Annotated in this window: 19 protein-coding genes; 7 read left to right on the top strand and 12 right to left on the bottom strand. The window is 66.8% G+C overall.

Annotated features, from left to right (window positions below; all coding sequences use genetic code 11):
• The first annotated feature begins 16 nt into the window (after positions 1 to 16).
• The 5 genes from ACYQ7X_RS10420 to cydC all read left to right on the top strand — a co-directional run bounded on the left by ACYQ7X_RS10420 (position 17) and on the right by cydC (position 8,277).
• The gene (locus ACYQ7X_RS10420; protein ID WP_459696948.1) at positions 17 to 1,666 is read left to right on the top strand and encodes a peptide ABC transporter substrate-binding protein; all 1,650 of its coding nucleotides are present in this window, start codon (positions 17 to 19) and stop codon (positions 1,664 to 1,666) included.
• 571 nt (positions 1,667 to 2,237) lie between these two features.
• Positions 2,238 to 3,671 carry a cytochrome ubiquinol oxidase subunit I gene (locus ACYQ7X_RS10415; protein WP_459696947.1) on the top strand — a complete coding sequence of 478 codons (1,434 nt, stop codon included), beginning with the start codon at positions 2,238 to 2,240 and terminating at the stop codon, positions 3,669 to 3,671.
• 42 nt (positions 3,672 to 3,713) lie between these two features.
• Positions 3,714 to 4,763: a cytochrome d ubiquinol oxidase subunit II gene (locus ACYQ7X_RS10410; RefSeq protein ID WP_459696946.1), complete on the top strand. Its 1,050-nt coding sequence runs from the start codon at positions 3,714 to 3,716 to the stop codon at positions 4,761 to 4,763.
• Positions 4,764 to 4,822: 59 nt separating this feature from the next.
• Positions 4,823 to 6,604 (top strand): thiol reductant ABC exporter subunit CydD, encoded by a 1,782-nt coding sequence (gene cydD / locus ACYQ7X_RS10405; protein WP_459696945.1) that lies wholly within the window; start codon positions 4,823 to 4,825, stop codon positions 6,602 to 6,604.
• Positions 6,601 to 8,277 carry a thiol reductant ABC exporter subunit CydC gene (gene cydC / locus ACYQ7X_RS10400; RefSeq protein ID WP_459696944.1) on the top strand — a complete coding sequence of 559 codons (1,677 nt, stop codon included), beginning with the start codon at positions 6,601 to 6,603 and terminating at the stop codon, positions 8,275 to 8,277. The genes cydD and cydC overlap by 4 nt, the downstream gene beginning before the upstream one ends.
• A gap of 14 nt (positions 8,278 to 8,291) precedes the next feature.
• Here cydC and ACYQ7X_RS10395 read toward each other — a convergent pair whose 3' ends face one another.
• Genes ACYQ7X_RS10395 through ACYQ7X_RS10375 form a run of 5 tightly spaced genes read right to left on the bottom strand, consistent with a single transcriptional unit; the run spans position 8,292 to position 14,468 of the window.
• Complete coding sequence (locus tag ACYQ7X_RS10395) at positions 8,292 to 9,935, bottom strand: GMC family oxidoreductase (RefSeq protein ID WP_459696943.1); 1,644 nt, start codon at positions 9,933 to 9,935, stop codon at positions 8,292 to 8,294.
• On the bottom strand, positions 9,925 to 10,572 hold the full coding sequence (locus ACYQ7X_RS10390) for a gluconate 2-dehydrogenase subunit 3 family protein (protein WP_459696942.1): 648 nt from the start codon (positions 10,570 to 10,572) through the stop codon (positions 9,925 to 9,927). The genes ACYQ7X_RS10395 and ACYQ7X_RS10390 overlap by 11 nt, the downstream gene beginning before the upstream one ends.
• Positions 10,565 to 11,569: a hypothetical protein gene (locus tag ACYQ7X_RS10385; protein WP_459696941.1), complete on the bottom strand. Its 1,005-nt coding sequence runs from the start codon at positions 11,567 to 11,569 to the stop codon at positions 10,565 to 10,567. The genes ACYQ7X_RS10390 and ACYQ7X_RS10385 overlap by 8 nt, the downstream gene beginning before the upstream one ends.
• An 8-nt stretch (positions 11,570 to 11,577) precedes the next feature.
• Positions 11,578 to 12,678 carry an enolase C-terminal domain-like protein gene (locus ACYQ7X_RS10380; RefSeq protein ID WP_459696940.1) on the bottom strand — a complete coding sequence of 367 codons (1,101 nt, stop codon included), beginning with the start codon at positions 12,676 to 12,678 and terminating at the stop codon, positions 11,578 to 11,580.
• A gap of 2 nt (positions 12,679 to 12,680) precedes the next feature.
• Positions 12,681 to 14,468, bottom strand: a complete 1,788-nt coding sequence (locus ACYQ7X_RS10375) for a thiamine pyrophosphate-requiring protein (RefSeq protein WP_459696939.1) — start codon at positions 14,466 to 14,468, stop codon at positions 12,681 to 12,683.
• Positions 14,469 to 14,688: 220 nt separating this feature from the next.
• Here ACYQ7X_RS10375 and ACYQ7X_RS10370 point away from each other — a divergent pair, with 220 nt between their 5' ends.
• Complete coding sequence (locus tag ACYQ7X_RS10370) at positions 14,689 to 15,603, top strand: bifunctional helix-turn-helix transcriptional regulator/GNAT family N-acetyltransferase (protein WP_459696938.1); 915 nt, start codon at positions 14,689 to 14,691, stop codon at positions 15,601 to 15,603.
• A 9-nt stretch (positions 15,604 to 15,612) separates the two neighbouring features.
• Here the strand turns inward: ACYQ7X_RS10370 and thiM are convergent, their stop codons facing one another.
• The 7 genes from thiM to ACYQ7X_RS10335 form a co-directional block, all read right to left on the bottom strand.
• A complete protein-coding gene (gene thiM, locus ACYQ7X_RS10365; RefSeq protein WP_459696937.1) occupies positions 15,613 to 16,425 on the bottom strand; it encodes a hydroxyethylthiazole kinase in 813 nt (270 codons plus the stop codon).
• 112 nt (positions 16,426 to 16,537) lie between these two features.
• Positions 16,538 to 17,350: a sulfite exporter TauE/SafE family protein gene (locus ACYQ7X_RS10360; protein ID WP_459696936.1), complete on the bottom strand. Its 813-nt coding sequence runs from the start codon at positions 17,348 to 17,350 to the stop codon at positions 16,538 to 16,540.
• Positions 17,351 to 17,441: 91 nt separating this feature from the next.
• Entirely contained in the window at positions 17,442 to 19,142 is a 1,701-nt protein-coding gene (locus tag ACYQ7X_RS10355) for a bifunctional protein tyrosine phosphatase family protein/NAD(P)/FAD-dependent oxidoreductase (protein WP_459696935.1), read from the bottom strand.
• A gap of 24 nt (positions 19,143 to 19,166) precedes the next feature.
• Positions 19,167 to 19,598, bottom strand: a complete 432-nt coding sequence (locus ACYQ7X_RS10350; protein ID WP_459696964.1) for a DUF6691 family protein — start codon at positions 19,596 to 19,598, stop codon at positions 19,167 to 19,169.
• The gene (locus tag ACYQ7X_RS10345; protein ID WP_459696934.1) at positions 19,598 to 20,029 is read right to left on the bottom strand and encodes a YeeE/YedE family protein; all 432 of its coding nucleotides are present in this window, start codon (positions 20,027 to 20,029) and stop codon (positions 19,598 to 19,600) included. Before ACYQ7X_RS10345 ends, ACYQ7X_RS10350 begins: the two co-directional genes overlap by 1 nt.
• Positions 20,030 to 20,032: 3 nt before the next feature.
• Entirely contained in the window at positions 20,033 to 20,479 is a 447-nt protein-coding gene (locus ACYQ7X_RS10340; RefSeq protein ID WP_459696933.1) for an ArsR/SmtB family transcription factor, read from the bottom strand.
• Entirely contained in the window at positions 20,472 to 21,140 is a 669-nt protein-coding gene (locus tag ACYQ7X_RS10335; protein WP_459696963.1) for a peroxiredoxin, read from the bottom strand. Before ACYQ7X_RS10335 ends, ACYQ7X_RS10340 begins: the two co-directional genes overlap by 8 nt.
• Before the next feature lie 151 nt (positions 21,141 to 21,291).
• Here ACYQ7X_RS10335 and ACYQ7X_RS10330 point away from each other — a divergent pair, with 151 nt between their 5' ends.
• Complete coding sequence (locus ACYQ7X_RS10330; RefSeq protein ID WP_459696932.1) at positions 21,292 to 22,239, top strand: MBL fold metallo-hydrolase; 948 nt, start codon at positions 21,292 to 21,294, stop codon at positions 22,237 to 22,239.
• Positions 22,240 to 22,357: the final 118 nt, after the last annotated feature.

Below are 22,357 nucleotides of genomic sequence, written 5' to 3'. Positions count from 1 at the left end.
CCCGAAAGGAATGACCATGCCTTCCTCCATGCCTGGCTTCCGCCTTTCCCGCCGCCGCCTCCTCATCACCACCGCCGCGCTCGGCGCTGGCAGCCTGCTGCCTGGCCGGCCGCTCTTCGCCGCCAGCAAGCCCAAGCCCTCGGGGCGCGCGATCATCGGCTTCTCGCAGGAGCCGACGGTCTTCGATCCGCGCCTCTCGCATATCGAGGTGGATGACGGGGTGTACATGGCGCTCTTCAGCCCGCTTTGGGCGGTGGACCCGAAGGGCAACCTGCTGCCGCGCCTCGCCGCCGAAATCCCGACCACCGCCAATGGCGGCATCTCGGCCGATGGGAAGAGTTGGTCAATCAAGCTCCGCCCCGGGGTGACCTGGCATGACGGCACGCCCTTCACCGCCGAGGATGTGAAGTTCTCGATCGAAAGCGTCGTCGCTCCCGGCTTTCCCGCCTATAGCCGCACCGGGCATGAGCTGGTGGAGAATATCCAGACGCCCTCGCCCGACCGCATCACCTGGACGATGAAGAAGCCCTTCGCGCCTTACATGTCCATCCTCGCCTGGTTCTTCATCGTGCCGAAGCATCTTCTGCAAGGGCAATCCCCGCTCAGCGAGACCTTCGTTCAGCATCCGATCGGCACGGGGCCCTTCAAATGGCAGGAGCGCGTCTCCGGCGATCATATCACGCTGACCGCGAACGAAGCCTATTTCGGGGATGGGCCCTTGCTGCAGGATGTCGTCTATAAATACATCCCCGATCTGACCGTTCTCTACACGCAATTTCGCACCGGGGACATCGATTACATCGGCCTGCAGGGCATCTCGGCCGACCATTACAACGAGGCGAAGAAACTGGCCGACCGGGTGGTGGTCAACGCCCCCGAATCCTTCATCGAATGCTTCTATTTCAATCTCGGCCTGCCGCAGTTTCAGGAAAAAGCCGTCCGCCACGCGCTGTATGCGGCCTTCGACAAGGACAGCATCATCCAGCAGCTCTATTACGGCCTGCCGACGCCGACCGAATCCTATCTCCCCCGGCAATCCTGGGCCTACAACCCGAACCTGCCGAAGCACAGCTTCGATCTTGATAAGGCCAAGCAGATGCTGGATGCGGCGGGATGGAAGCCGGGGCCGGGCGGCATCCGCGAGAAGAATGGCGTGAAGCTCAGCTTCAGCAATTCGACGACCGCCGGCAACCATCTGCGCGAGCAGGTGCAGCAATTGCTTCAGCAGGATTTCCAGCAGATCGGCGTGAATATGACGATCAAGAACCTGCCGCCCGCCGTCATGTGGGGGGATTACTGGATCAAGTCGCATTTCGAAACCGCGATCGTCGGGCTCGATTTCATGGTGGGGCCCGATCCCGATGCCTCGGACTATCTGAGCAGCGCCTCGATCGCCGCCAAGACCGGCTCGGGCCAGAATACGATGCAATATGCCAACCCCGAGGTCGATCAACTGCTCCTCGCGGGCGCGACCACGGTGGATCAGGCCAAGCGCATTCCGATCTACCAGAAGCTGCAGGCGGTTCTGCGGGAAGATCTGCCCTTCCTGCCGCAGCAGCAATATGCCGAGATCGAGGGCACCAAGGCGAACCTCATCGGCTTCGTGCCGAACATCAATGTCCGCACCAATACCTGGAACCTCGAAACCTGGCACTGGGCCGGCTGAGAGCGGGCTGCGGGGCGCGGGCACGGGCGCCCCGCGCCCCATCGGCCTGAGGCCGGTGGGCCTGCCGCCCGCACGCCCTTGCCCCCAGCGCCCGACGGCGGAGCCCCCCTGCCACGGGCCACCTTGCCGACCTGACCGCGCGCGGAACGATCCCGCATCCGCGGCATCCTTCCCCGCGTAATACCCTTTGCCAGAATGCGTCAGAAGCCGCTTGGATCGCCACAAGCTCGTCATGCCTGGCTTCATGCCGGGCTCGACGAATGTGACGAATGTTTCTGCAGGAGTCGCCGGATGCAGGCGCCGCATGCCGGACCTGATCAGGCGAGGGCCTCGGAGAAGATTGACATAGATCAAAAGGCTCGTACGTTTATTTCAGAATTTTCTGAAATTACGAATTATGAAGAAATACCCTCTGCCGTCCTTCCCGCTCGCCAGCAGCGGCGCCGAAGCAGAAAATGACATCGCCCGCATTTGCGCAGGCCGCGGGTTAACCTCGCCTTCAACTTCAGCCATAACTCTGAAGCACCAGCCTTCGTGCCCGCCGGCCTCGCACCGTTCCGGAGTCTGATCGATGCCCGACAACGCCCTTGCTGTGTTCCTCTCGCGGCTCGACTTCGCTTGGATCACCACCTTCCACATCCTCTATCCGCCGCTGACCATCGGCTTGGCCAGTCTGCTCTTCCTCGCCGAATGGCGCTGGGTCGCGACTGATAAGGACCATTGGTACCGCCTCGTCCGCTTCTTCGAGAAGCTCTTCATCGTGAACTTCGCCGCCGGCGTTGCCACCGGCATCACCATGGAGATGGCCTTCGGCATTCTCTACGGCCCCTTTTCGCAGGCGGCCGGCCCCTTCTTCGGCCAGGTGCTCGGCTATGAGACGATCACCGCCTTTATGTATGAGGCGGGCTTCATCGGCCTGATGATCTTCGGCTGGGGCAAGATCAGCCGCGGCATGCATCTCTTCGCAACCTTCAACGTCGCCATCTCCTCCTCGCTCTCGGCGATGTGGATCCTGGACGCCAATTCCTGGATGCAAACCCCGGCCGGGGTGGTGTTTCGAGACGGCTATTTCCATGTCGTGGACTGGGCCAAGGCACTCTTCAACCCCGATGTCATCCTCGGCTTCCCGCATATGCTGGTCGCCGCGGTAGAACTCGCCCTCTGCTTCGTCATCGCGGTCTCGGCCTGGTTCGTCCTCACCAGGAAGCATGTGAGCCTATTCCAGCGCCCGCTGCGCTATTGCGTGCTCGCGCTCGTCCTCGTTGCGCCCTTGCAGGTCTATCTGGGAGACGGGCTTGGGCTGACGGTCGCCGATGCGCAGCCCGCAGCACTCGCCGCGATGGAAGGCCACTACCACACCTACAATCCGGATGGCTCGGTCAATACCAGCTGGAAAGTGGTCGGCTGGCCCAACGCCAAGGGTGACGGCATGGCCTGGTCGATCGGCATCCCGCATATGCTGAGCCTGCTCGAAACCCATACCTGGAACGGCAAGGTCACCGGGCTCGACAGCTTCCCGCCGCAGGATCGGCCGCCCGTTCTGGTGCCTTTCTACGGCTTCCGCGTCATGGTCGCGGCCGGCGGCGCGCTCATGCTCTTTGCCTTCTGGGGCCTGTGGCTGATCGTGACCGGCCGCTTCAAGGTGGAGCGGATTTCCAACAACCGGCTTTTTCTCTGGGCGGCAATCGTCGCGGCCTTCCTGCCCTATGCCAGCATCTGGTGCGGCTGGTGGGTGCGCGAGGTGGGGCGCCAGCCTTGGGTGGTCTATGGGCTGATGCGCACGGCGCAGGGCGTGAGCCATATGAGTGCGACTGCCGCCGCCCTCTGGCTGATCGGCTATATGTGGTTCGAACTAATCGTCTGGGGCAGCACCTGGTATTTCTTCGCCAAGGTCATGCGGCATGGGCCGGATCTGACGAGCCCGGTGCCGCAGGGCGGAACCCAGCAGATCGGCGATCTCGAGCCGCGGCACGGCGAGGAGCCTCCCTATGTCCGCCCGATCTGAGATGGCCCCTGTTCTGCACGCCTCTGGCAGCGGAGTTCCCCCATGGACGCTTTGAGCCCGGTTCAATCGGTTGTCACCTTCGCCTGGTGGGTGGCGCTCGATCTCAGCGTATTGCTTTATATCGTGCTCGACGGAGCCGATCTCGGCGCCGGGATCTTCTCGCTCTTCGTGCGCAGCGAGCATGAGCGGGCGGCCATCATGTCCGCCATGGCCGGCACCTGGGATGCGAACGAAACCTGGCTGATCGTCGCCGGCGGCGTGCTTTTCGGCACCTTCCCGCTGGTCTATGGCTCGGCCTTCAACTACCTGATGGCGCCGCTCGCCCTCGCCCTCTGGGGGATGATTACGCGAGCGCTGGCGCTCGAATTCCGGCATCTATCGGAAGGCTTGTGGCAGCGCTTCTCCGATCTCTGCTTCGGCGTATCCAGCCTCGTCGTCGCTTTCTTCGGCGGCATGGCGGTGGGGGCGATCCTGCACGGCTTCCCGCTCACCCATACGCCGGGCGTGCAGCCGACCTATGTCGGCGGCATGCTGCGCTTCATCTCGCCCTTCAGCATCTGGACGGGGCTCGGCTCGGTCCTGGCGACGACGCTTGGCGGGCTGCTCTTCATCCGTGCCCGCTTCGAACATGGCGAGCGCATCCGCGAACAGGCCGCCCGCTGGACGGACCCGATCTTCGTGCTCGGCATCGGCGCTGTCGTCATCACCGTCATCGCCAATGCGATCCTCTTCCCCTGGGCGGCGCAGAAATGGTTCGGCCCGCATTTCTGGGCCTGGGGGCTGGTGCTGCTGGTGGTGCTGTTCATCGCCTTCCGCATGCGCCGGGCGGTGCGCGCGGATCGCGATTTCGCCGCCGTGCTCTGGTTCAACGCCGCCGTCGCGGTGATGACGATCGCCTATATGGCCACCGTCTATCCCTGGATCGTGCCGAATACCTGGACGATCTACCAGGCAGCGAGCCCGGCGGTATCGATCTTCACCTTCACCCTGGCCATGGCAGGCTTCTTCCCCGTCATGATCATGTACAACGCCTATCAGATCTGGGTCTTTCGCGCGCGCATCTCGGCGCTCGCGGCCTATCACACCCACTGAACAGAAGGGGCCCCGCGCGCCCGCTCGCGGCGCCGGGGCTCCCGATCAGGATCAGATCCATGTCCTCGCATAAGGCTCCGATGCCGCGCGCTGCGGTTCGCGCCCTGGATGGCTGGCTGCGCGGCAAGGCCAAGCTCGCCCGCAATCCGCTGCGCCTCGCCATCACGCTCGGCGCGGCAGGCGGCCTGCTGCTCATGCCGGAGGCCTGGCTGCTCGCCCGCGCGACGACCGCCGCCATCTTCCATGCCGCGCCGCGCCGCGCCCTTGCCCCGCTGCTCGGCGCTATCCTCCTCCTCGTGCTGCTGCGCGCCCTGCTCAACGCCGGCGCGCGCCTGATGGCCCAGCGGGCGAGCGCCGAAGTCAAGAGGCAAATCCGCGCGAGCCTGCATGCCAAGCTCCGCGCGCTCGGGCCGCGCTTCGTCGGCCAGCAGCGCAGCGGCGAGATCGCGAGCCTGCTGGTGGAGGGGGTGGACGCGCTCGACAAGTATTTCGGCCTCTATCTACCGCAGATGGCGGTGGCCGCTTTCATTCCGCTCGCCTTCCTGGTGGTGGTCTTCCCGACGGACTGGGTCTCGGGCATCATCCTCGCCCTCGGCGCGCCGCTCATCCCGATCTTCATGATCATCATCGGCCGCGGCACCGAGCGGCTGAACCAGGCACAATGGCGCCGCCTCGCCCTGATGAGCGCGCATTTCTTCGACGTGCTGGAAGGCCTCACCACGCTCAAGCTTTTCGGCGCGAGCAAGGGGATGGCCGAGATCATCGGCTGCATCTCCGAGGATTACCGGCAGAGCACGATGGCGGTTCTCCGCGTCGCCTTCCTCTCCTCCCTGGTGCTCGAATTCTTCACCACCCTCGGCATCGCCATGATCGCCGTCTTCATCGGCTTCCGGCTCTATTACGGCCAGCTTGATTTCCTCCCCGGCTTCTTCGTGCTCCTCCTCGCGCCGGAATTCTTCCGCCCGCTGCGCGCGATGGGCACGCAATATCATGCGCGCATGGAGGCGATCGCGGCTGCCGAGCGTATCGCGGCCCTGCTGCAAGAGGCCGAGCCGCCCCGCGCCGCGGCAGCAGCCGCGCCAACTGCGGCAATTGGTGCGGAAGCGGCGCCGATCCGCCTGGAAGGCGTCACCTTCGCCTATGGCGCCGGCAAGCCCGCAGTGCAGGATGTGAGCCTGATGCTCGCGCCGGGCGAGCGCGTGGCCCTGGTCGGCCCGAGCGGCTGCGGCAAGAGCACGATCGCGCGGCTGCTCCTCGGCCTCGCCACGCCCGATGCCGGACGGATCACCTGGGGGCCCTTCGATCAGGCGGATCGTGGGGTCGCTGCCTGGAGCGCGCGGATTTCCTGGATGCCGCAACGGCCGACGCTCTTCGCCGGCACGATCGCCGAGAATATCCGCCTCGGCTTGCCCGATGCGCCGATCGAAGCGGTGGTCCGCGCCGCTGAAGCTGCCGCCGCCGATACCTTCATCCGCCGCCTTCCGCAGGGCTACGAAACCCCGATCGGGGAGCGTGGCCAGGGGCTTTCGGGCGGAGAGATCCGCCGCATCGCCCTCGCCCGCGCGCTGATCAAGCCCTGCGGCCTGTTGATCCTGGACGAGGCCGAAGCGAGCCTCGACCAGGAGACGGCGGCGCTGATCCGCGCGCGCCTCAGCGCCCTGCCGCGCGATCGGGCGGTGCTGCTCATCGCCCATCGGCTGGAAGCAGCACTCGATGCCGACCGGCTGGTCGTCCTCGAAGCCGGCCGCATCGTCGAGGCAGGGGCACCCGATGCACTCCGCGCGGGCAGCGGCCCCTTCGCGCGCCTGCACGCGGCCTATGCCGAGGAGGCGGTTTCGTGAGCGATTTTCTCCGCCTGCTTCGCCTGCTCGGGCGCGGCTGGCGCGCCCAGGCGCTCGGCGTGCTGCTCGGCGTTCTGGTGGTGCTCTCCAACGTGGCGCTTCTCGCGCTCTCCGGATGGTTCATCGCGGCGATGGGGCTGGCGGGCCTTGGCCTCGTCCATATCGAATATTTCCTCCCGGCCGCCGCCATCCGCGCGCTCGCCATCATCCGCACGGTCTGCCGCTACCTGGAGCGGTTGACGACGCATGATGCGACCTTCCGGCTGCTGTCGGGCTTGCGCGTCTGGTTCTACGAACGTCTCGAACCGCTGGCGCCGGCCGGGCTGCAGGCCGAGCGCTCGGGCGATCTGCTGAGCCGCATCCGCGCCGATATCGATAGCCTCGACAATGTCTATCTCCGCGTCCTGGCGCCGAGCATCACCGCCCTCGTCTCGGTCATTCTCATCGTGCTGTTCCTCAGCCATTTCAGCGCAGCCATCGCCCTCGTCGATCTCGTGGCGCTGCTCGCCCTCGGCCTCGCCCTGCCGCTGATCGCCTTCCGCCTCGGCCGGCCGAGCGGCCGGGCGAGCGTGACCGAGCGCGGAATGCTCCGCGCCGATATCGCCGATACGGTGCGCGGCTTCGAGGAATTGCAGGTTTTCGGCGCGCTGGACCGGCAGTTCGGCCGCCATGGCGCGGCCTATGCGAAGCTCGCCCGGCTGGAGAGGCGACAGGCATGGCTGGAAGCCGCGGCCGGCGGCCTGGCGCTCGTCATCGCCCAGGCGGCCGTCCTCGCCGCCTTCGCCCTCGCCGTGCCGCTGGCGGCCGCGCGTCTCATCCCGCCCGCCGATATCGCGATGCTCGTCCTCCTCGTGATGGCAAGCTTCGATGCGGTCAGCGGCCAGACGGCGGCCTATCAGGCGCTGGGCGAGACGCTCGCCGCCGCGCGGCGCCTGTTCGAAATCGCCGATCTGCCGCAACCAGTGGCGGAGCCGGCGCAGACCCGCCCGCTGCCGACGCGGTTCAACATTCGCTTTAGCCGCGTCTCGCTGCGCTATGGGCCGGATACGCCTTGGGCCTTGCGGGGGGTGAGCTTCACCCTGGCCGAAGGGGGCGCCCTCGGCGTGATCGGCCCGACCGGTTCAGGCAAGACGAGCCTCGTCAACCTTCTGCTCGGCTTCTGGCCGTTCCAGGAAGGCGAGATCACGATCGGCGCGGTACCGATCACCGCCCTTTCGGGTGAGCAGCTGCGCGGGCTTTGCACCGTCATCACCCAGCAGAGCCACCTCTTCAACACCAGCATCCGCGAGAACCTGCGGATCGCCAGGCCGGATGCGAGCGATGCGCAGATGCGCGCGGCGCTCGCCCAAGCCGAGATGCTGGAGGAGGTCGATGCTCTGCCGGAAGGGCTTTCCACCATGGTGGGGGAGTTGGGTACCGCGCTTTCGGGCGGCCAGGCACGACGGATCGCGATCGCCCGGGCCTTCCTGAAGGACGCGCCGATCCTGCTGCTCGACGAGCCGACCGAAGGGCTCGACGCCACGACCGAGCAGCGCGTGGTGCAGGCCCTGCAACGCCTGATGGAGGGGCGGACGACGCTTCTTATCAGCCACCGCCCCCAGGCCTTGCGCGGCATCGCCGAGCGCCTGCGGCTGGGCCGAGGCTTGCCCGAAGCGCCGCCCGCCGGCGGCTGACCGAAGCGGGTTCGCTACAACTCGCCCCGCGCGGCGAGCGCCTTGATGCGGTCCGCCGTGCGCAGCGAGAGCGCGGTGATGGTGAGCGATGGGTTGACGCCGCCCATCGTCGGCATCACCGAGCCGTCGCAGATCCAGAGATTGGGAATATCCCAGCTGCGGCAATCCGCATTGACAACGCTCGATCGGCGATCGCTACCCATGCGGGCGGTGCCGCCCAGATGGTTGGTATCGTTTTCCTGCCGGAAGGTATCCTTGACGCCGGCGAGCTGCATGCTCCGCTCCATCTCGCCGAGTGCGTGCTGGATGAGCGCCTTGTCATTCTCTCCCCAGCTATAGGTGATGCGCGGAATGCGCAGCCCATACTGATCAACCTCATCGGCGAGGGTGACGCGGTTGCGTTCATCCGGCAGCATCTCGCCCACCATCTTCACGCCGACGGCATGGATGTATTTCTCCATCGCGGCCCTGAGCGGCTGGCCCCAGAGGCCGAGCGCGCCGGTGACGATCGAAGCCCATTCGATCGGCAGCGGCCCTTGCGACATCCAGGCATAGCCGCCGAAGAAATCCTTCTTGTCCTCGTAATTCCAATGCTCGGTGATCGCCAGTGAGGGAGGCCCCTTGTACCAGCGTATCTCCTCATCGAGCGTGCCAAACACCGCCTGGTTGGACTGCGTCATCAGATTGCGCCCGACGAGGCCGGAGGAATTGGCCAGCCCCTCCGGGAAGCGATCGGTGGCCGAGGCGAGCAGCAGGCGCGGCGTCTCCACCGCATAGCCGGCGACGATGATGTTGCGCGCGGGCTGGAACTGCCACCGGCCGGAGCGATGATAATGCACCCCCCGCGCCCGCCCATCGGCACCCATCTCGATCCGGCCGACCATGGCGAGATCACGGATTTCGGCGCCGGCGTGAATCGCGCGCGGAATGAAGGTCACAAGCTGGCTCTGCTTGGCATTGGTGGAGCAGCCGAAGCGGCAGAAGCCGCGATAGATGCAGGGCGGCGAATCTCCCCGCGGCGCGGAGACCGTGGCGAGCGGCGTCGGCGACCAAGCATAGCCCTGCGCTTCTGCCCCGCGGGCCAAAACCTCCGCCGCCGCATTCAGCTCATGCGCGCGATAGGGGTAGCGCGGGCGCTTCGGCCCCCAGGGGTAGCGCACCGGGCCAGAGATCGCGAGCGCCTGCTCGGCCTCTGCGTAATAGGGCCACATCTCCCGCCAGTCGATCGGCCAATCGACACCGTAGCCCAGCTTGCTGCGGGCCTTGAACCAATCCGGGCGGAAGCGCAGCGAGACCATGGCGAAATGCACGGTACTGCCGCCGACCGCCTTGCCGCTGTTGTTGCCGCCCATGCGCAGCGGGTTATCGCCATCGACGATCCGCTGATCGGTCCAGTAGAGCTGATCTTGCGCCACTTCATCGGAGGCGAAATCTTCGAGCGGCCGGAAATAGGGCCCGGCATCGAAGCCGATGACGGAGAAGCCCTGCTCGGCCAAACGCGCGATCAACGGCCCGCCGCCCGCGCCGGTGCCGATGACGATGAAATCTACCGTCTCGTTCTCCCCATAGTGCCGCATGGGGACCCAGCCGCCGGGCTTGAAGACATCCGGCGCGCGCCCGCCCGTCGCGCGCGGCTCGGTCAGCGCCTCAGCGCACATGGGCGTTCTCCCGCCGGGCCTTGTCCTCGGCCCCGGGCTTGGCCTCCGCCGCCTCCCAAGGATCGCGCCGATCCGCCTTCATGCGCACATAGCCGCGCGGGCTGGCCGGGCCGCCGAAGCCCATTTCGGACCAGGCAGTGGGATGCGCCCAATAAAAAGTCGTCACATCCACGAGCAGGCGATGGGAGAAGAAGAGTGCGGAAGGCATGTCCCCCCAGGCGCCGCCGCGCAAGGCGCCGCGCTGGGCGGCGGAGAGGATCTGGTCCTGCTCGCCCTCGCTCAGCTTCACGAAGGGTTGCGCATGGCGCTCCATCGCCGCCTCGTTCAAGCCGGCGAGACCACGCCGATAGCATTCGCCTTGATCCGGCAATTGCGCCAGGCGGTAACCATCCAGCGTGTTCTTGTGCAGCTTCTCATCGACATAGGCCGCGATCGGCACCGGGGCGCGGTCTCGCGGCTGAGGGACGATGCGCGCCGCCGCCGCCTCGAGAATGGCGAAATGCTCGGGCGAGAGGAAGCGCGGCTCCCGCGGCACGGCGAGGCGCGCATTGATCACCTCCCGCGTCTTGTCGTTCCAGGAAAGCGAATGGCGCTTGTTCAAAACATCGTAGCCGGGAAAGCGGTCGCGCTCAGACATCCGGCCGATCCTCCATCAAGCCGAGGGCCGCGAGCCCGGCGAGGGCGAGGCCCGTGAAGCTCGGCGGTGCAGGCAGCGGCGGCCCGTCCACCACGTTCTGCCGCCAGTTGCGCCATCCGCCCATGTTGCGCCCGACGCCGACGGCATGGAATGCCGAGCCGAGAAGACCGAGCAGCGCGGTGAAGCGCAGCCACCAGCGCGCCACCGGCTTGGGCTCCCCCGCCTTGGAGAGGGACGCCGAGGCGAGGAGCACGGCCGCCGCCGGCGGGGCGGTGACGGGCAGGAACATCGCCGGGTTGTGATAAGCGCCGCGGAAGTGTAGAAGCCCCGCCTCACCCACCGTGCCGCAGAGGCCGAGGCTCGTCAGCAGGCCGAGGATGCGCCCGGCCGGCAGGCCGAGAATGGTCGGCGCCTCATCGGTCGGGTTATTGCGCAGCCGCTCCGAGAGAAAGCCCAGCATGCCCGAGAGAATGAGGGCGGCCGGCGCGCCGAGGGGGGCGCCGTAGAAGAGGTTTTGCCAGCTCACCCCTCCGGGCCTGCTGCCGACATTGTAGAGGTGAAACCCCGTGCCGACGAGGCCGGTCAAGCCGGCGGCGGCGTAAGCGGTGTCCCTCAGCCAATGCGCCCCGCGCCGCTTGTCGAAATGGCCATGCGTGCTGACGAGGAGCGAGAAGGCCGAGGTGACGATGGGCGCCACCATCGCCTTGTTGTGGAAGGAGCCGCGATAATGTTCGACCGCGCTATCGGCGAGCACCGAAAGCGCGAGCGTGCCGGCCGCGCGGTTGAGGCGCCGGGCGGAGCGGATGATCGTCCCACGGTCAACCGGCGGCACTGGCAGCGGCCCCTGGCTCGCCCGCGAAAGCAGCGCCCGCCGCCGCATTCTGGGGGGCGGCGGCGGCGGTTGCTTCATCGCGAGAGCGAGGCCGCCGAGCACGGTCATCCCCCCGAGAACGGCGAGCGCCGTTGCCACATCACCCGTCGGGCGTTTTGTGCTCATGCGCTTCCTCAGGCTGAATAGCGTGCGAGATCTGCGTGCTTCAGGCTCAATCCATGGCCGGGGCGCCCGAGATCGGGCGCGATGCGGCCGCCCTTCGGCACCGGCGCACCATCGAAGACCATCTGCTCGATGCGGACATGATCGTGGAACCATTCGAGATGGCGGAACCGCTCCACGGCACAAGCGGCATGGAGATGCAGTGCCGGGGCGCAATGGCCGGACAAAGCGCGATGATGCGCCCCGGCCATGGCCGCGATATCGAGAAATCCGGTGACGCCGCCGCAACGGGTGATATCCGCCTGCAAGACATCCACGCTCTCGGCCGCCAGCATGGCGCGCGCGTCATCCTCGGTGAAGATATACTCGCCCGCCGCCACCTCGACCCGTGGCGAGGCCGCGCGGCGCACCTCGGCAAGACCGGCCAGATCATCCGAGGAGACGGGCTCCTCCATCCAGCGGATATCGGCGATCGCCGCGAAGAGGTGCATAAAGTGCAGCGCGCGGCGCGGCGTGAAGGCGCCGTTGGCATCGACGAATAGCTCCGCCCGCTCGCCGATCGCCTCCCGCGCCGCCAGCACGCGCGCGCTGTCGCGCTCCGGTTGCGAGCCGATCTTCATCTTGACCGCCGCACAACCATCGCGCTCCACCCAGCCCGCCAATTGCGTGCGAAGTGTCGCGTCATCATAGGAGGTGAAGCCGCCACTGCCATAGATCATGATCTCGTCATGCGCCTGGCCGAGCAGCCGGCAGAGCGGCAGCCCGAGAAGCTTGGCCTTGAGATCCCAGAGCGCGGTGTCGATAGCGGAGATCGCGCAAGCGGCGAGGCCGGACCGGCCGAGATTGCGCACCGCGCCGCGCAGCTTCATCCAGAGGCGACGAATGGCCATCGCATCCTCGCCCTCCAGCAGGGCGGCAAGCTTTCCCGTGATCAGCCCGACGAGGCTCTGATCGGCATAGGTATAGCCGAGTCCGGTTTCGCCCCCGGCGGTGATGGAGACGATGACGATCGTCGTCTTGTCCCAGGAGAGCGTGCCGTCCGCCTCGGGCTTATCGGTGGGGATGGTATAGGCCTTGGCCGCCACCCCCGCGATCGGCAGGCCGCCCGCCACGTTCAGCTCCGCCCGCCGGGCAGGACTCCGGCCAAAATCTCTTTCGCGCTATTGACGATGACGCTTTGCCGCTCGGGCTCTGTCAGCAGCGAGCCCATGAAGTTCCGCGCATCCTTGAGCGTGATGTGCGGCGGCAGCGGCGGCACGTTCGGATCGGTATAGGCTTCGAGGATGACCGGGCGATCGGCCGCCAACGCCTCATCCCAGGCAGCACCGACCTGATCGGGGTGATCGACGAAGATCCCTTTGAGACCGAGCAGCTCCGCGTATTTGTGATAGGGGAAATCCGGAATGCTTTGCGTGCTTTCCGTCTTGCCGGCACCAAGCTGCACCCGCTCTTCCCAGGTGACCTGGTTGAGATCGCGATTGTTGAGCACGAGCACGATCAGCCGCGGGTTGGACCATTGGCGCCAGTATTTGCTGATCGTGATCATTACGTTCAGGCCGTTCATCTGCATCGCGCCATCGCCCATGCAGGCGATCACCGTGCGATCAGGGAAGGCCATCTTGCCCGCGACCGCATAAGGCGTGCCGGCACCGAGCGAGGCGAGCCCGCCGGAAAGCGAGGCCTTCATGCCCCGCCGCATCTTGAGATCCCGAGCGTACCAGTTCGCCACCGAGCCGCTATCGGCGGTGATGATCGCGCGTTCCGGCAGGCGAGGCGAAAGTTCCCAGAAGACGCGCTGCGGATTGAGCGGCTCGGCGCCCTGCATCGCGCGCTCTTCGAGCGTCTTCCACCAGCGCTGCACCTCCTGCTCGATACCGCGGCGCCAAGCCGTCTCCGTCTTCTGCGCGAGCAGCGGCAGCAGGGCGCGGAGTGTGGTGGCAGAGTCCCCCACCATGCCGAATTCCATCGGATAGCGCAGGCTGATGGCGCCGGGATCGAGATCGATCTGCACGCCACGGGCGGAACCCGGTTTCGGGAGGAACTCGCTATAGGGAAAGGAGGAGCCGACCACGAAGAAGGTGTCGCACTCCTTCATCATATCCCAGGAGGGCTTGGTGCCGAGAAGCCCGATGGAGCCGGTGACCCATGGCAGATCGTCCGGCAGCGCCGCCTTGCCGAGAAGCGCCTTGGCGCAGCCCGCCTGCAGCTTGTCGGCAACCGCGATCACCTCATCCGTCGCATCCAGGGCGCCGGCGCCGATCAGCATCGCGACCTTCTTGCCGGCATTCAGGATATCGGCCGCGCGGCGGAGATCCGCATCTTCCGGGAGCTTGGCCGGCCCCGCATAGCCGGTGCCGGTATGCGTCGCGCCATGCGCCATCGGCGGGTCTTCATACTGCATCAGCTGGAGATCATTCGGGATGATCACGCAGGTGACGACGCGGCGGGCATGGGCGATGCGCACCGCGCGGTCGATCGCATGGCGCAGTTGCGCCGGCACGCTGCAGGTCACCACATACTCGCTCGCGACATCCTTGAAGAGAGACTGCAGATCGACTTCTTGCTGGTAGCTCGCGCCGATCGCGGTGCGGGCCTGCTGCCCGACGATGGCGACGACGGGGACGTGATCCATCTTCGCGTCATAAAGCCCGTTCAGCAGGTGGATCGCCCCGGGCCCGGAGGTCGCGTAGCAGAGGCCGACGCCACCGGTGAACTTGGCATGCGCCGATGCCATGAAGGCGGCCATTTCCTCATGCCGCACCTGGACGTATTCCATCTCGTCCTTGATCTTCTCGAGAGCGACGTCGAGGCCGCCGACGCCGTCTCCGGGATAGCCATAGACGCGCCTGAGGCCCCATTCTCCTAGCCGCTTCCAGACGAAATCGCTGACAGTGAGGGCCATGGCGTTCTCCCGCGTCGATGGGAATGGGGCAGCATCCCCAAATTCCGTGCGGCAGATGTTGCGCTCACCCGGCGCTTTTCCATTCACGAGGTCGCGCGCGCGGATGAGGCGGATGACCGGTCTCCGTTATGGGGTGCTGGCGCATCGCGGTGGCTCCGGGCGTTCCTGCATCGCGAGGCGTGTAATTGACAAAGTCAACTTTTCTGGAGGAGAGTTCGGTATGAGCACCGCCGCCGAGCGCTTCCGTCGCTTCTCGCGCTTCTTCACCCAGTTCGTCGGCGCGCTCGATCCCCATTTCGCCGGCATGGATCTGACGCTCGCGGAAGCAAGGCTGCTCTATGAGATCGCCCATCGCGCCGCCCCTCTGGCTGCCGATCTACAGGCCGCGCTCAAAATGGATGCGGGCTTCGTCAGCCGTGTCTTGCAGCGGTTCGAAACGCGGGGATGGATCATCCGCCAGCGTGGCAGCCGGGACGGGCGGCACCGCCCCATCAGCATGACGGCCGAAGGCGCACGGGTGTTTCGCACGCTCGATGAGCGGCAGCAAACCCTCGTCGAGGATATCCTCGGCCGCCTCTCGCCGGGCGAGCGGCGGGATCTGGTGCGCGCGATCGCGCTGGCAGAGGCCCTTCTGGCGCCCAAGCAGGAGCGCGGGCGCATCAGCCTGCGCCCCTTCCAGCCCGGGGATATGGGCCTCATCACCGCCCGCCAGTCCATCCTCTATCGCGAGAACTACGGCTGGAACGAGGGGATCGAGATCAATATCGGCAAGGTCACCAGCACCTTCCTGCGCGACTTCAAGCCGGGGCGGGAACAGTGCTGGATCGCCGAACTCGACGAGGTCATGGCGGGGTCCGTCCTGCTCACCGACGAAGGCGAAGGTCTCTGCCGCCTCCGCCTCCTCTATGTCGAGCCATTCGCCCGCGGCCTCGGTATCGGGGAAGCGCTGGTCCGAGCGACGATCGATTTCGCCCAAGCCGCCGGCTACCGCGACATGACGCTCTGGACCCATACGATCCTGGAGAGCGCGCGGCGGCTCTATGCGCGGCACGGCTTCGTGCTGACGGAGAGCGCGCTGCACGAAACCTTTGGCCAACCGCTGATGGGCGAAACCTGGTGCCGCCGGCTCGATTAAGCCGCCCGCTCAGACGGCGAGCGACAGCGGCGCGACATCCTCCGCCGGATCGAGCAGGGAGAGTTCGTCCACGAAGGCGGTGGCGAAGCTCGCGGTGCCAAGCGTTTTCGCGCCCGCGCGCTCAGCCGCCACCGCGAAGCAGGCATGAGCGGCGGCGGCGGCCTGCAAGGCCCGGGGCTCGGCCGCCAGCATGGCGGCAACCGCGGCGCCGAGGCTGCAGCCGGCCCCGGTGATGCGGGTGAGGCGAAGATCGCCCCCCGGCACCGCAAGCACCGCTTCGCCATCCGTCACGTAATCGGTGGGGCCGCTGACGGCGACGACGGCGCCGGTCTGCCGCGCGAGCGCGGAAGCGACGCTCACCGCATCATCGGAGCGCGCGGTGCTCTCCACCCCCTTGCCGCCCGCCCCGGCCCCGGCAAGCGCCATGATTTCGCTGGCATTGCCGCGAATGACACGCGGCTTGAAGGGCAGAAGCGCGCGCACCGCATCATCATAGGCGAGGGCGCCGGCGCCGATCGCCACCGGATCGAGCACCCAGGGCTTGCCCGCGCCATGCGCGGCCTCCGCCGCTTCGAGCATGGCGGATGGTTCGCAGCTCATCAACGTCGCCGTGTTGATCCACATGGCCGAAGCCCCTGCCCCGAAGGCACGCGGCCAGCCGATCGCCGAGCCGATCGCCGGCGCGGCACCAAGGGCGAGCAGCACATTGGCGTTGAAATTGGCAGTGACGTAGTTCGTCAGCCCATAGATGAAGGGCTGCGACGCTTTGACCGCCGCGAGCGCACCGCGCACCAATGGGTCTGACCAGCTGACCGTTCGCATCCCTGCCTCCGCTTCCCGACCGTCGATCCACGGCAGCAACTGTGCCGGGACCGGGTGCGGAGGGGAAGGCCTCGCCGCCGCCGCCCTGGGCCGCCGTCAGCGGGCCGCTGGCTCAGAAGCGCAGGGCCCCAGCGTTGCGATAGAGGATGTAGAGGGCAACCACGAAGATGAAGGCGGCGAAGATACGGTTGAGCGCCCCCTTGCGCCCGGCGAGGCCTTTCGTCAGCCGCATGCCGAGCATGCCGCCCGCGAAGCCGCCGAGGATATATTCGAGCGCCACGGTCCAGTCGACGAGGCCGGAGGTGCTGTAGCTGATGGCGGTCGTCAGCCCGAACGCGCCGACAGCGAGCAGCGAGGAGCCGATCGCGCAAATCATCGGCATGCCGGTGGCGAAGAGCAGGCCCGGCACGATGAGGAAGCCGCCCCCGATCCCGAAAAAGCCCGAGAGCGCGCCGACCGCGAGAGCGGTGCCGATCAGCGGCCACTGGCTGCGCGCCGTCGGCTGCCACAGGCGGCAGAGCTTGCCGCTATCGCGTGCCTCGGCATCCCCCGCCGGCCTCTCCTTCCGCCGCAGCATGAGCACGCCAACGGCGATCATCAGCAGAGCAAACAGAAAGATCAGCTGCTTCCCGTCCACCTGCTTGCCGATGAAGGCGCCGAGGGTTGCACCGGCGACGCCCACGATGGAGAAGAGAATGGCGCATTGCCAGCGCACGATGCCCTGCCGCGCATAGCCGCCAAAGTTGGCGAAGGCATTGGCGGAAACGGCAAGCGCCCCGGTGCCGATCGCCGCATGCGGCGAGAGCCCGACCACGTAAAGGAGCAGCGGCGTCGCCATGATCGAGCCGCCGCCGCCGATCAGCCCGAGGGTGAAGCCGACAAGGCCGCCGCACAGGATCGCGAGGGCGGCATGAAGCAGATCCATCGCCGTGAACTCTCTGGCTAAAGCAGATCCTGGTCAGACGGGATAGCCTGGCCAGGGGAAGAGGCTCGCACAAACAATCGGCCGGTGCCCCTCAGCCCTCGGCGCGGGCGCCGATCCGGTGCGGCTGCACCAGCCATTCCCGCCCCTTCAACATGCCGTGCCAATAAATACGCGGCAGGATCCGGTCCTTCAGAAACCAGGCGAGGCGCGTCGGCCGCGTGCCGTCGAGGATGAATTTCGGGAAGGTCGGCTGCAGCTTGCCGCCATAGCCGAATTCGGCGAGGACGATCTTGCCGCGCTCGACCGTCAAAGGGCAGGAGCCGTAGCCGTCATACCCGGCTTCGGGCGCCTGGCCGCGGAGCGCGGCAAGGACATTGACCGCCACGACCGGCGCCTGGGCGCGTGCCGCCGCCGCCGTTTTCGCATTTGTGGTGGAGCAGCCGTCACCGAGGCCGAAGACGTTCGGATAACGGGGGTGCCGCAAGGTCTCCGGATCGACATCAACATAGCCGTTGGCGGCGGCCAGCGGGCTTTCGCGGATGAAATCGGGGGCGCATTGCGGCGGCACCGCATGGAGCATGTCAAAGCCGCGCTCCACCGTAACGAGCGCGCCATCCTCGCCCTTCTGTTCGAAGGTCGCGACGCGTGCCGCGCCATCCACCGCCACGAGCTTCGATTCGAAGCGAAGATCCACGCCGTATGCGCGGATATACTCCATCAGCGCAGGCACATAGGCCGCGACGCCGAAGAGTACCGCGCCGGCATTGTGGAACTCGACCTGAATCTGCCCGAGCCGACCCTTGTCTCTCCACTGGTCGCAGGAAAGGTAGAGGGCCTTTTGCGGCGCGCCCGCGCATTTGATGGGCATCGGCGGCTGCGTGAACAAGGCGCGTCCGCCGGCCAATGCCTGGACCGTCTGGTACGTGTAGGGCGCGAGATCGAACCGGTAGTTGGAGGTGACACCGTTGCGCCCAAGCGCCTCCGGCAGGCCCTTGATCGCTGCCCAGTTCAGCTTGATGCCAGGGGCGACGACCAGCGCGCGGTAGCGCAGCGCTGCGCCGCTGGCGAGAATGACCTCGTCGCTGTCCGGCGAAAAGCCCGCGGCAGCCTCGCGCACCCACGTCACCCCGTGCGGCATCACCTGGGCCATGGGCCGGCGTGTCACCTCCGGGCGGAAGATCCCGGCACCGACCAATGTCCAACCCGGCTGGTAGAAATGATCCTCGGCCGGCTCGACAATGGCGACCGTCAGGCGCGGCTGCCGCTTGAGCAGGCTCGCGGCGGTCGCAATCCCCGCGCTGCCGCCGCCCACGACGACGACATCATAGCGCTTTGGCGCCGGGGCGCTCCCCGATGCGGCGGAGGCTGAGGGCGATGCCGCCGAGGCGAGGCGCGGCGCGAGGGCTGAGAGATCATAGCCGGCAGCGCCCGCTCGCGCGATCACTTGCTCCGCCGGCAGGCTCCCCGCCTGGGCGAGGGCCCAGAGCGTGGCGGAGCGGGTGCCGGTGCGACAGTATGCGAGAATGGGGCGAGGCTCCGCCGCGAGGGCCTGCCGCAGGCGGCTGACCGCTTCCGGCGGGAACTGCCCCGGCACGATCGGCAGATGGATGAAGCCGAGGCCGAGGCTCCGCGCCCTTTCGGCCATCGCCGCGGCAGAAGGCTGGCCCGCCTCCTCGCCATCTGGCCGATTGCAGAGGATGGTGCCAAAGCCCTCGGCCGCGGCACGGGCGATATCCGCTTCCGTCAACTGCGGAGAGACCCAGAACTGGCCGTCGATTTCCTTGAAAGCCATGGCGATGATCCACCCCGAATTCTGTTATTGGCCGCGCGGGCGCTGCGTGGCGCGGTAGAGCGCCATGCCGCACAGCATCGCGGCGACGAAGACGATGCTCTTGCCATAGCCCATCGAGAGGGAGGCGATGGCAGGGCCCGGACAGAAGCCGGCGAGCCCCCAGCCGATGCCGAAGAGCAGCGCGCCCGCCAGCAGCCGGTAATCGATGCTCCGCGCCGTCGGCCACTGAAATCGCTCCGCCAGCAGGGGGCGGGCGCGGCGCCTGGCGAGCGCCACACCGAGCATGGATGCAAAGACGGCGCCCGCCAGCACGAAGGCGAGGCTCGGATCCCATGGCCCGGCAAGATTGAGGAAGCCGATCACCCGGGCGGGATTGACCATGCCGGAGAGCGACAGGCCGAGGCCGAAGACAAGGCCGGCGAGAAGGGCGGCGGCACGGACGGCGAATGCCTGCATCACGGCTGCCCTCCCAGCAGATGATGGGTGACGAAGACAGTCGCCACGGCTGCCGCCATGAACACCCCGACTGCAACGAGCGACCGCGGCGATAACCGTGCGAGGCCGCAGACACCGTGGCCGCTGGTGCAGCCGGTGCCGAGCCGCGTGCCGAAGCCGACGAGGAGGCCGCCCGCGATCACGACCAGCCATCCCGCCTCGATCCGCACCATCGGCAGATGCCCGGTGATGACGCGGTAGAGCAGCGGCCCAAGCAAAAGCCCGACCAGGAAGAGCAGGCTCGACACAGCCTCCCGCCCCCAACGGCCAAGAAGGCCGCCGAGCAGGCCGCTGATCCCGGCGATGCGACCGTTCAGCACGAGAAACAGCGCGGCGGCGGTGCCGATCAGCAGGCCGCCGGCGAAAGATTGCGCATAAATCAGCAGCGCCATGGCCTAGCCCTCCCCGGCCGCGGCGAGCCGCGCGAAGGCAGCCGCGCCCGCCCTATCGAAGGAAGCGGCGCCTTCTGCGCCTTGGGCCGCAACCGCAACCGGGCGAGAGTCTCCGACACGGGCGACGCTCACCCCGTTGGGGCAGAAGATATCGTGCAAGGCACTCAGCAGGCGACCGAGGCGGGCATCCTTCAGATGATAGATCACCGCCTTGGCTTCCCGCCGGCCTTCGATGAGGCCGCTCTCACGGAGCGCGGCCAGTTGCTGGGACAAGCTCGGCTGCCGGATGCCGAGCCGGGCCTCGATCTCACTGACAGCGAAAGAACCTTCCACGAGCAGGCAAGCGATCATCAAGCGTTGCGGATTGCCGAGCAGCTTGAGCAGATCGGCAACCTCTTCGGCCTGCTTGGCCATGGCTCGCGGCAGGCTCGTTACGGCCGGATCACGCATCAGCCGCCTCCAGCCGATAGTACCAGTCGCACCCGGTCGGCACGCCCGCCGATGCCGCCGCCTCGGGCACCACCATCGGCGGTGGCAACAGCGCGGGATCCCCCGGCTGCCAGCCCTCGGGCAGAAAGACCTGCCGCGCATCGCTCTCCCGCAGGGCTGCGACGAGGCGAAGCAACTCCGCGACGCTGCGGCCAACCGATTGGGGATACCAGGTGATGGCGCGGATGATGCCCGCCGGGTCGATGATGAAACTCGCCCGCACGGTCGCGCTCGTCGCCGCGCCAGGGCGCAGCATGCCGTAGGCGCGGGCGATCACCATGGAGGGGTCTTCGACAATCGGGAAAGGCACGCGCACGCCGAACCGGCTTTCAATGCCGGTGAGCCAGGCGATATGCGCAAAGAGGCTATCGACCGAGAGGCCGAGCAGATCGCAGCCGAGCGCCTGGAAACGATCGTGAGCGCGCGCGAGGGAAAGGAACTCGCTCGTGCAAACCGGGGTGAAATCCGCCGGATGGGCAAAGAACAGAAGCCAGCGGCCGCGATAATCCGCAATCCCCCGCTCCCCCATCGTCGTCCGCGCGCGAAAGAGCGGTGCCGGCTCATTCAGCAGCCCCCAGCCTCCGGCCGCGGCTTCGGAGCTTCCTGCCCTCTCCTCGTGCATCTGGTCGCTCATAGGCCCTCGCTTGTCGGTTTCCGACGAGATCGCTCGCAGCACATATTCATTATACACTTTACTAAAGTCAATATCGAAAATATGATAGCGATTGTCCCACAACGGGCGGCACCTGCCGCTGCCAATGAAGGAGAGGACGATGTCCGGCGAGATGGCGATGGGCGAGGACACGGCGCTTGCCGCAGCCCGGTCCGTGGTAGAAAGCGCCCTGGCGCGCGCGGTCGCGCAGCCGCAGGTCACCGCGTTTTTCGACGAGCCGACGAATACCGCATCCTATGTCGTGCATGACCCGGCCAGCCGCGCCTGCGCGGTGATAGACTCGGTACTCGATTTCGATGCCGCCGCCGGGCGGACCGCGAGGACCAGCGCCGACCGGATCATCGCCTTCATCGAGAGCAACCACCTCACCCTGCGATGGATCCTCGAAACCCATGTCCATGCCGACCATCTTTCGGCGGCGCCCTACCTGAAGGAGAGGCTTGGCGGGAAGCTCGGCATCGGTGAAAACATTCGCGTCGTGCAAGGGATCTTCGGAAAGATCTTCAATGCCGGCAGCGAATTCGAACGTGATGGCAGCCAGTTCGACCATCTCTTTCGCGACGGCGAAGCCTTCTCGATCGGCGATCTCGCCGCCATCGCGCTCCACACCCCCGGGCACACGCCCGCCTGCATGACCTATGTCATCGGCGACGCCGCCTTTATCGGCGATACCTTGTTCATGCCGGATTTCGGCACCGCCCGCGCCGATTTCCCCGGGGGCGATGCACGCACGCTCTATCGCTCCGCCCGGCGCGTCCTCTCCCTCCCGCCCGCGACGCGTCTCTTCCTCTGCCATGACTACAAGGCCCCAGGCAGGGAAACCTATGTCTGGGAGACGACGGTCGCAGCCGAGCGCGCCGACAACATCCATGTGCAGGATGGCATTGCCGAGGATGCCTTCGTGGCGATGCGCGAGGCCCGCGACAGAACCCTCTCCATGCCAAAGCTCATTCTACCATCTGTGCAAGTGAACATGCGCGCGGGCGAGATGCCGCCGCCCGAAGATGACGGCCACCAATACCTCAAGATCCCGCTCAATCGCCTCTAGGCAGCCTGGCCGAGCGGCTTGAGTGGCACGTAAGCGAAGACGAACCACTCTCGGTTCGGGCCACCGGCGGGTGCGCCGCGTAGCCGAACGAGCCAGCTTGCGCTAGCCTCAGCCGCAA

It is taken from the genome of Acidisoma sp. C75, from assembly GCF_054665095.1.
Note: the sequence above shows the minus strand (reverse complement) of the source record. Positions and strands in the feature narration are given on the sequence as shown.

Excerpts from the sequence above, each read along its gene's own strand:
- thiM (WP_459696937.1), bottom strand. The coding sequence starts at position 16,425 with ATGCGAACGGTCAGCTGGTCAGACCCATTGGTGCGCGGTGCGCTCGCG.
- ACYQ7X_RS10350 (WP_459696964.1), bottom strand. The coding sequence starts at position 19,598 with ATGCAGGCATTCGCCGTCCGTGCCGCCGCCCTTCTCGCCGGCCTTGTC.
- ACYQ7X_RS10375 (WP_459696939.1), bottom strand. The coding sequence starts at position 14,468 with ATGGCCCTCACTGTCAGCGATTTCGTCTGGAAGCGGCTAGGAGAATGG.
- ACYQ7X_RS10330 (WP_459696932.1), top strand. The coding sequence starts at position 21,292 with ATGTCCGGCGAGATGGCGATGGGCGAGGACACGGCGCTTGCCGCAGCC.
- ACYQ7X_RS10390 (WP_459696942.1), bottom strand. The coding sequence starts at position 10,572 with ATGTCTGAGCGCGACCGCTTTCCCGGCTACGATGTTTTGAACAAGCGC.
- ACYQ7X_RS10360 (WP_459696936.1), bottom strand. The coding sequence starts at position 17,350 with ATGGATCTGCTTCATGCCGCCCTCGCGATCCTGTGCGGCGGCCTTGTC.
- ACYQ7X_RS10420 (WP_459696948.1), top strand. The coding sequence starts at position 17 with ATGCCTTCCTCCATGCCTGGCTTCCGCCTTTCCCGCCGCCGCCTCCTC.
- ACYQ7X_RS10385 (WP_459696941.1), bottom strand. The coding sequence starts at position 11,569 with ATGAGCACAAAACGCCCGACGGGTGATGTGGCAACGGCGCTCGCCGTT.
- ACYQ7X_RS10410 (WP_459696946.1), top strand. The coding sequence starts at position 3,714 with ATGGACGCTTTGAGCCCGGTTCAATCGGTTGTCACCTTCGCCTGGTGG.
- cydD (WP_459696945.1), top strand. The coding sequence starts at position 4,823 with ATGTCCTCGCATAAGGCTCCGATGCCGCGCGCTGCGGTTCGCGCCCTG.
- ACYQ7X_RS10355 (WP_459696935.1), bottom strand. The coding sequence starts at position 19,142 with ATGGCTTTCAAGGAAATCGACGGCCAGTTCTGGGTCTCTCCGCAGTTG.
- ACYQ7X_RS10340 (WP_459696933.1), bottom strand. The coding sequence starts at position 20,479 with ATGCGTGATCCGGCCGTAACGAGCCTGCCGCGAGCCATGGCCAAGCAG.
- ACYQ7X_RS10395 (WP_459696943.1), bottom strand. The coding sequence starts at position 9,935 with ATGTGCGCTGAGGCGCTGACCGAGCCGCGCGCGACGGGCGGGCGCGCG.
- ACYQ7X_RS10415 (WP_459696947.1), top strand. The coding sequence starts at position 2,238 with ATGCCCGACAACGCCCTTGCTGTGTTCCTCTCGCGGCTCGACTTCGCT.
- ACYQ7X_RS10370 (WP_459696938.1), top strand. The coding sequence starts at position 14,689 with ATGAGCACCGCCGCCGAGCGCTTCCGTCGCTTCTCGCGCTTCTTCACC.
- ACYQ7X_RS10335 (WP_459696963.1), bottom strand. The coding sequence starts at position 21,140 with ATGCACGAGGAGAGGGCAGGAAGCTCCGAAGCCGCGGCCGGAGGCTGG.
- ACYQ7X_RS10345 (WP_459696934.1), bottom strand. The coding sequence starts at position 20,029 with ATGGCGCTGCTGATTTATGCGCAATCTTTCGCCGGCGGCCTGCTGATC.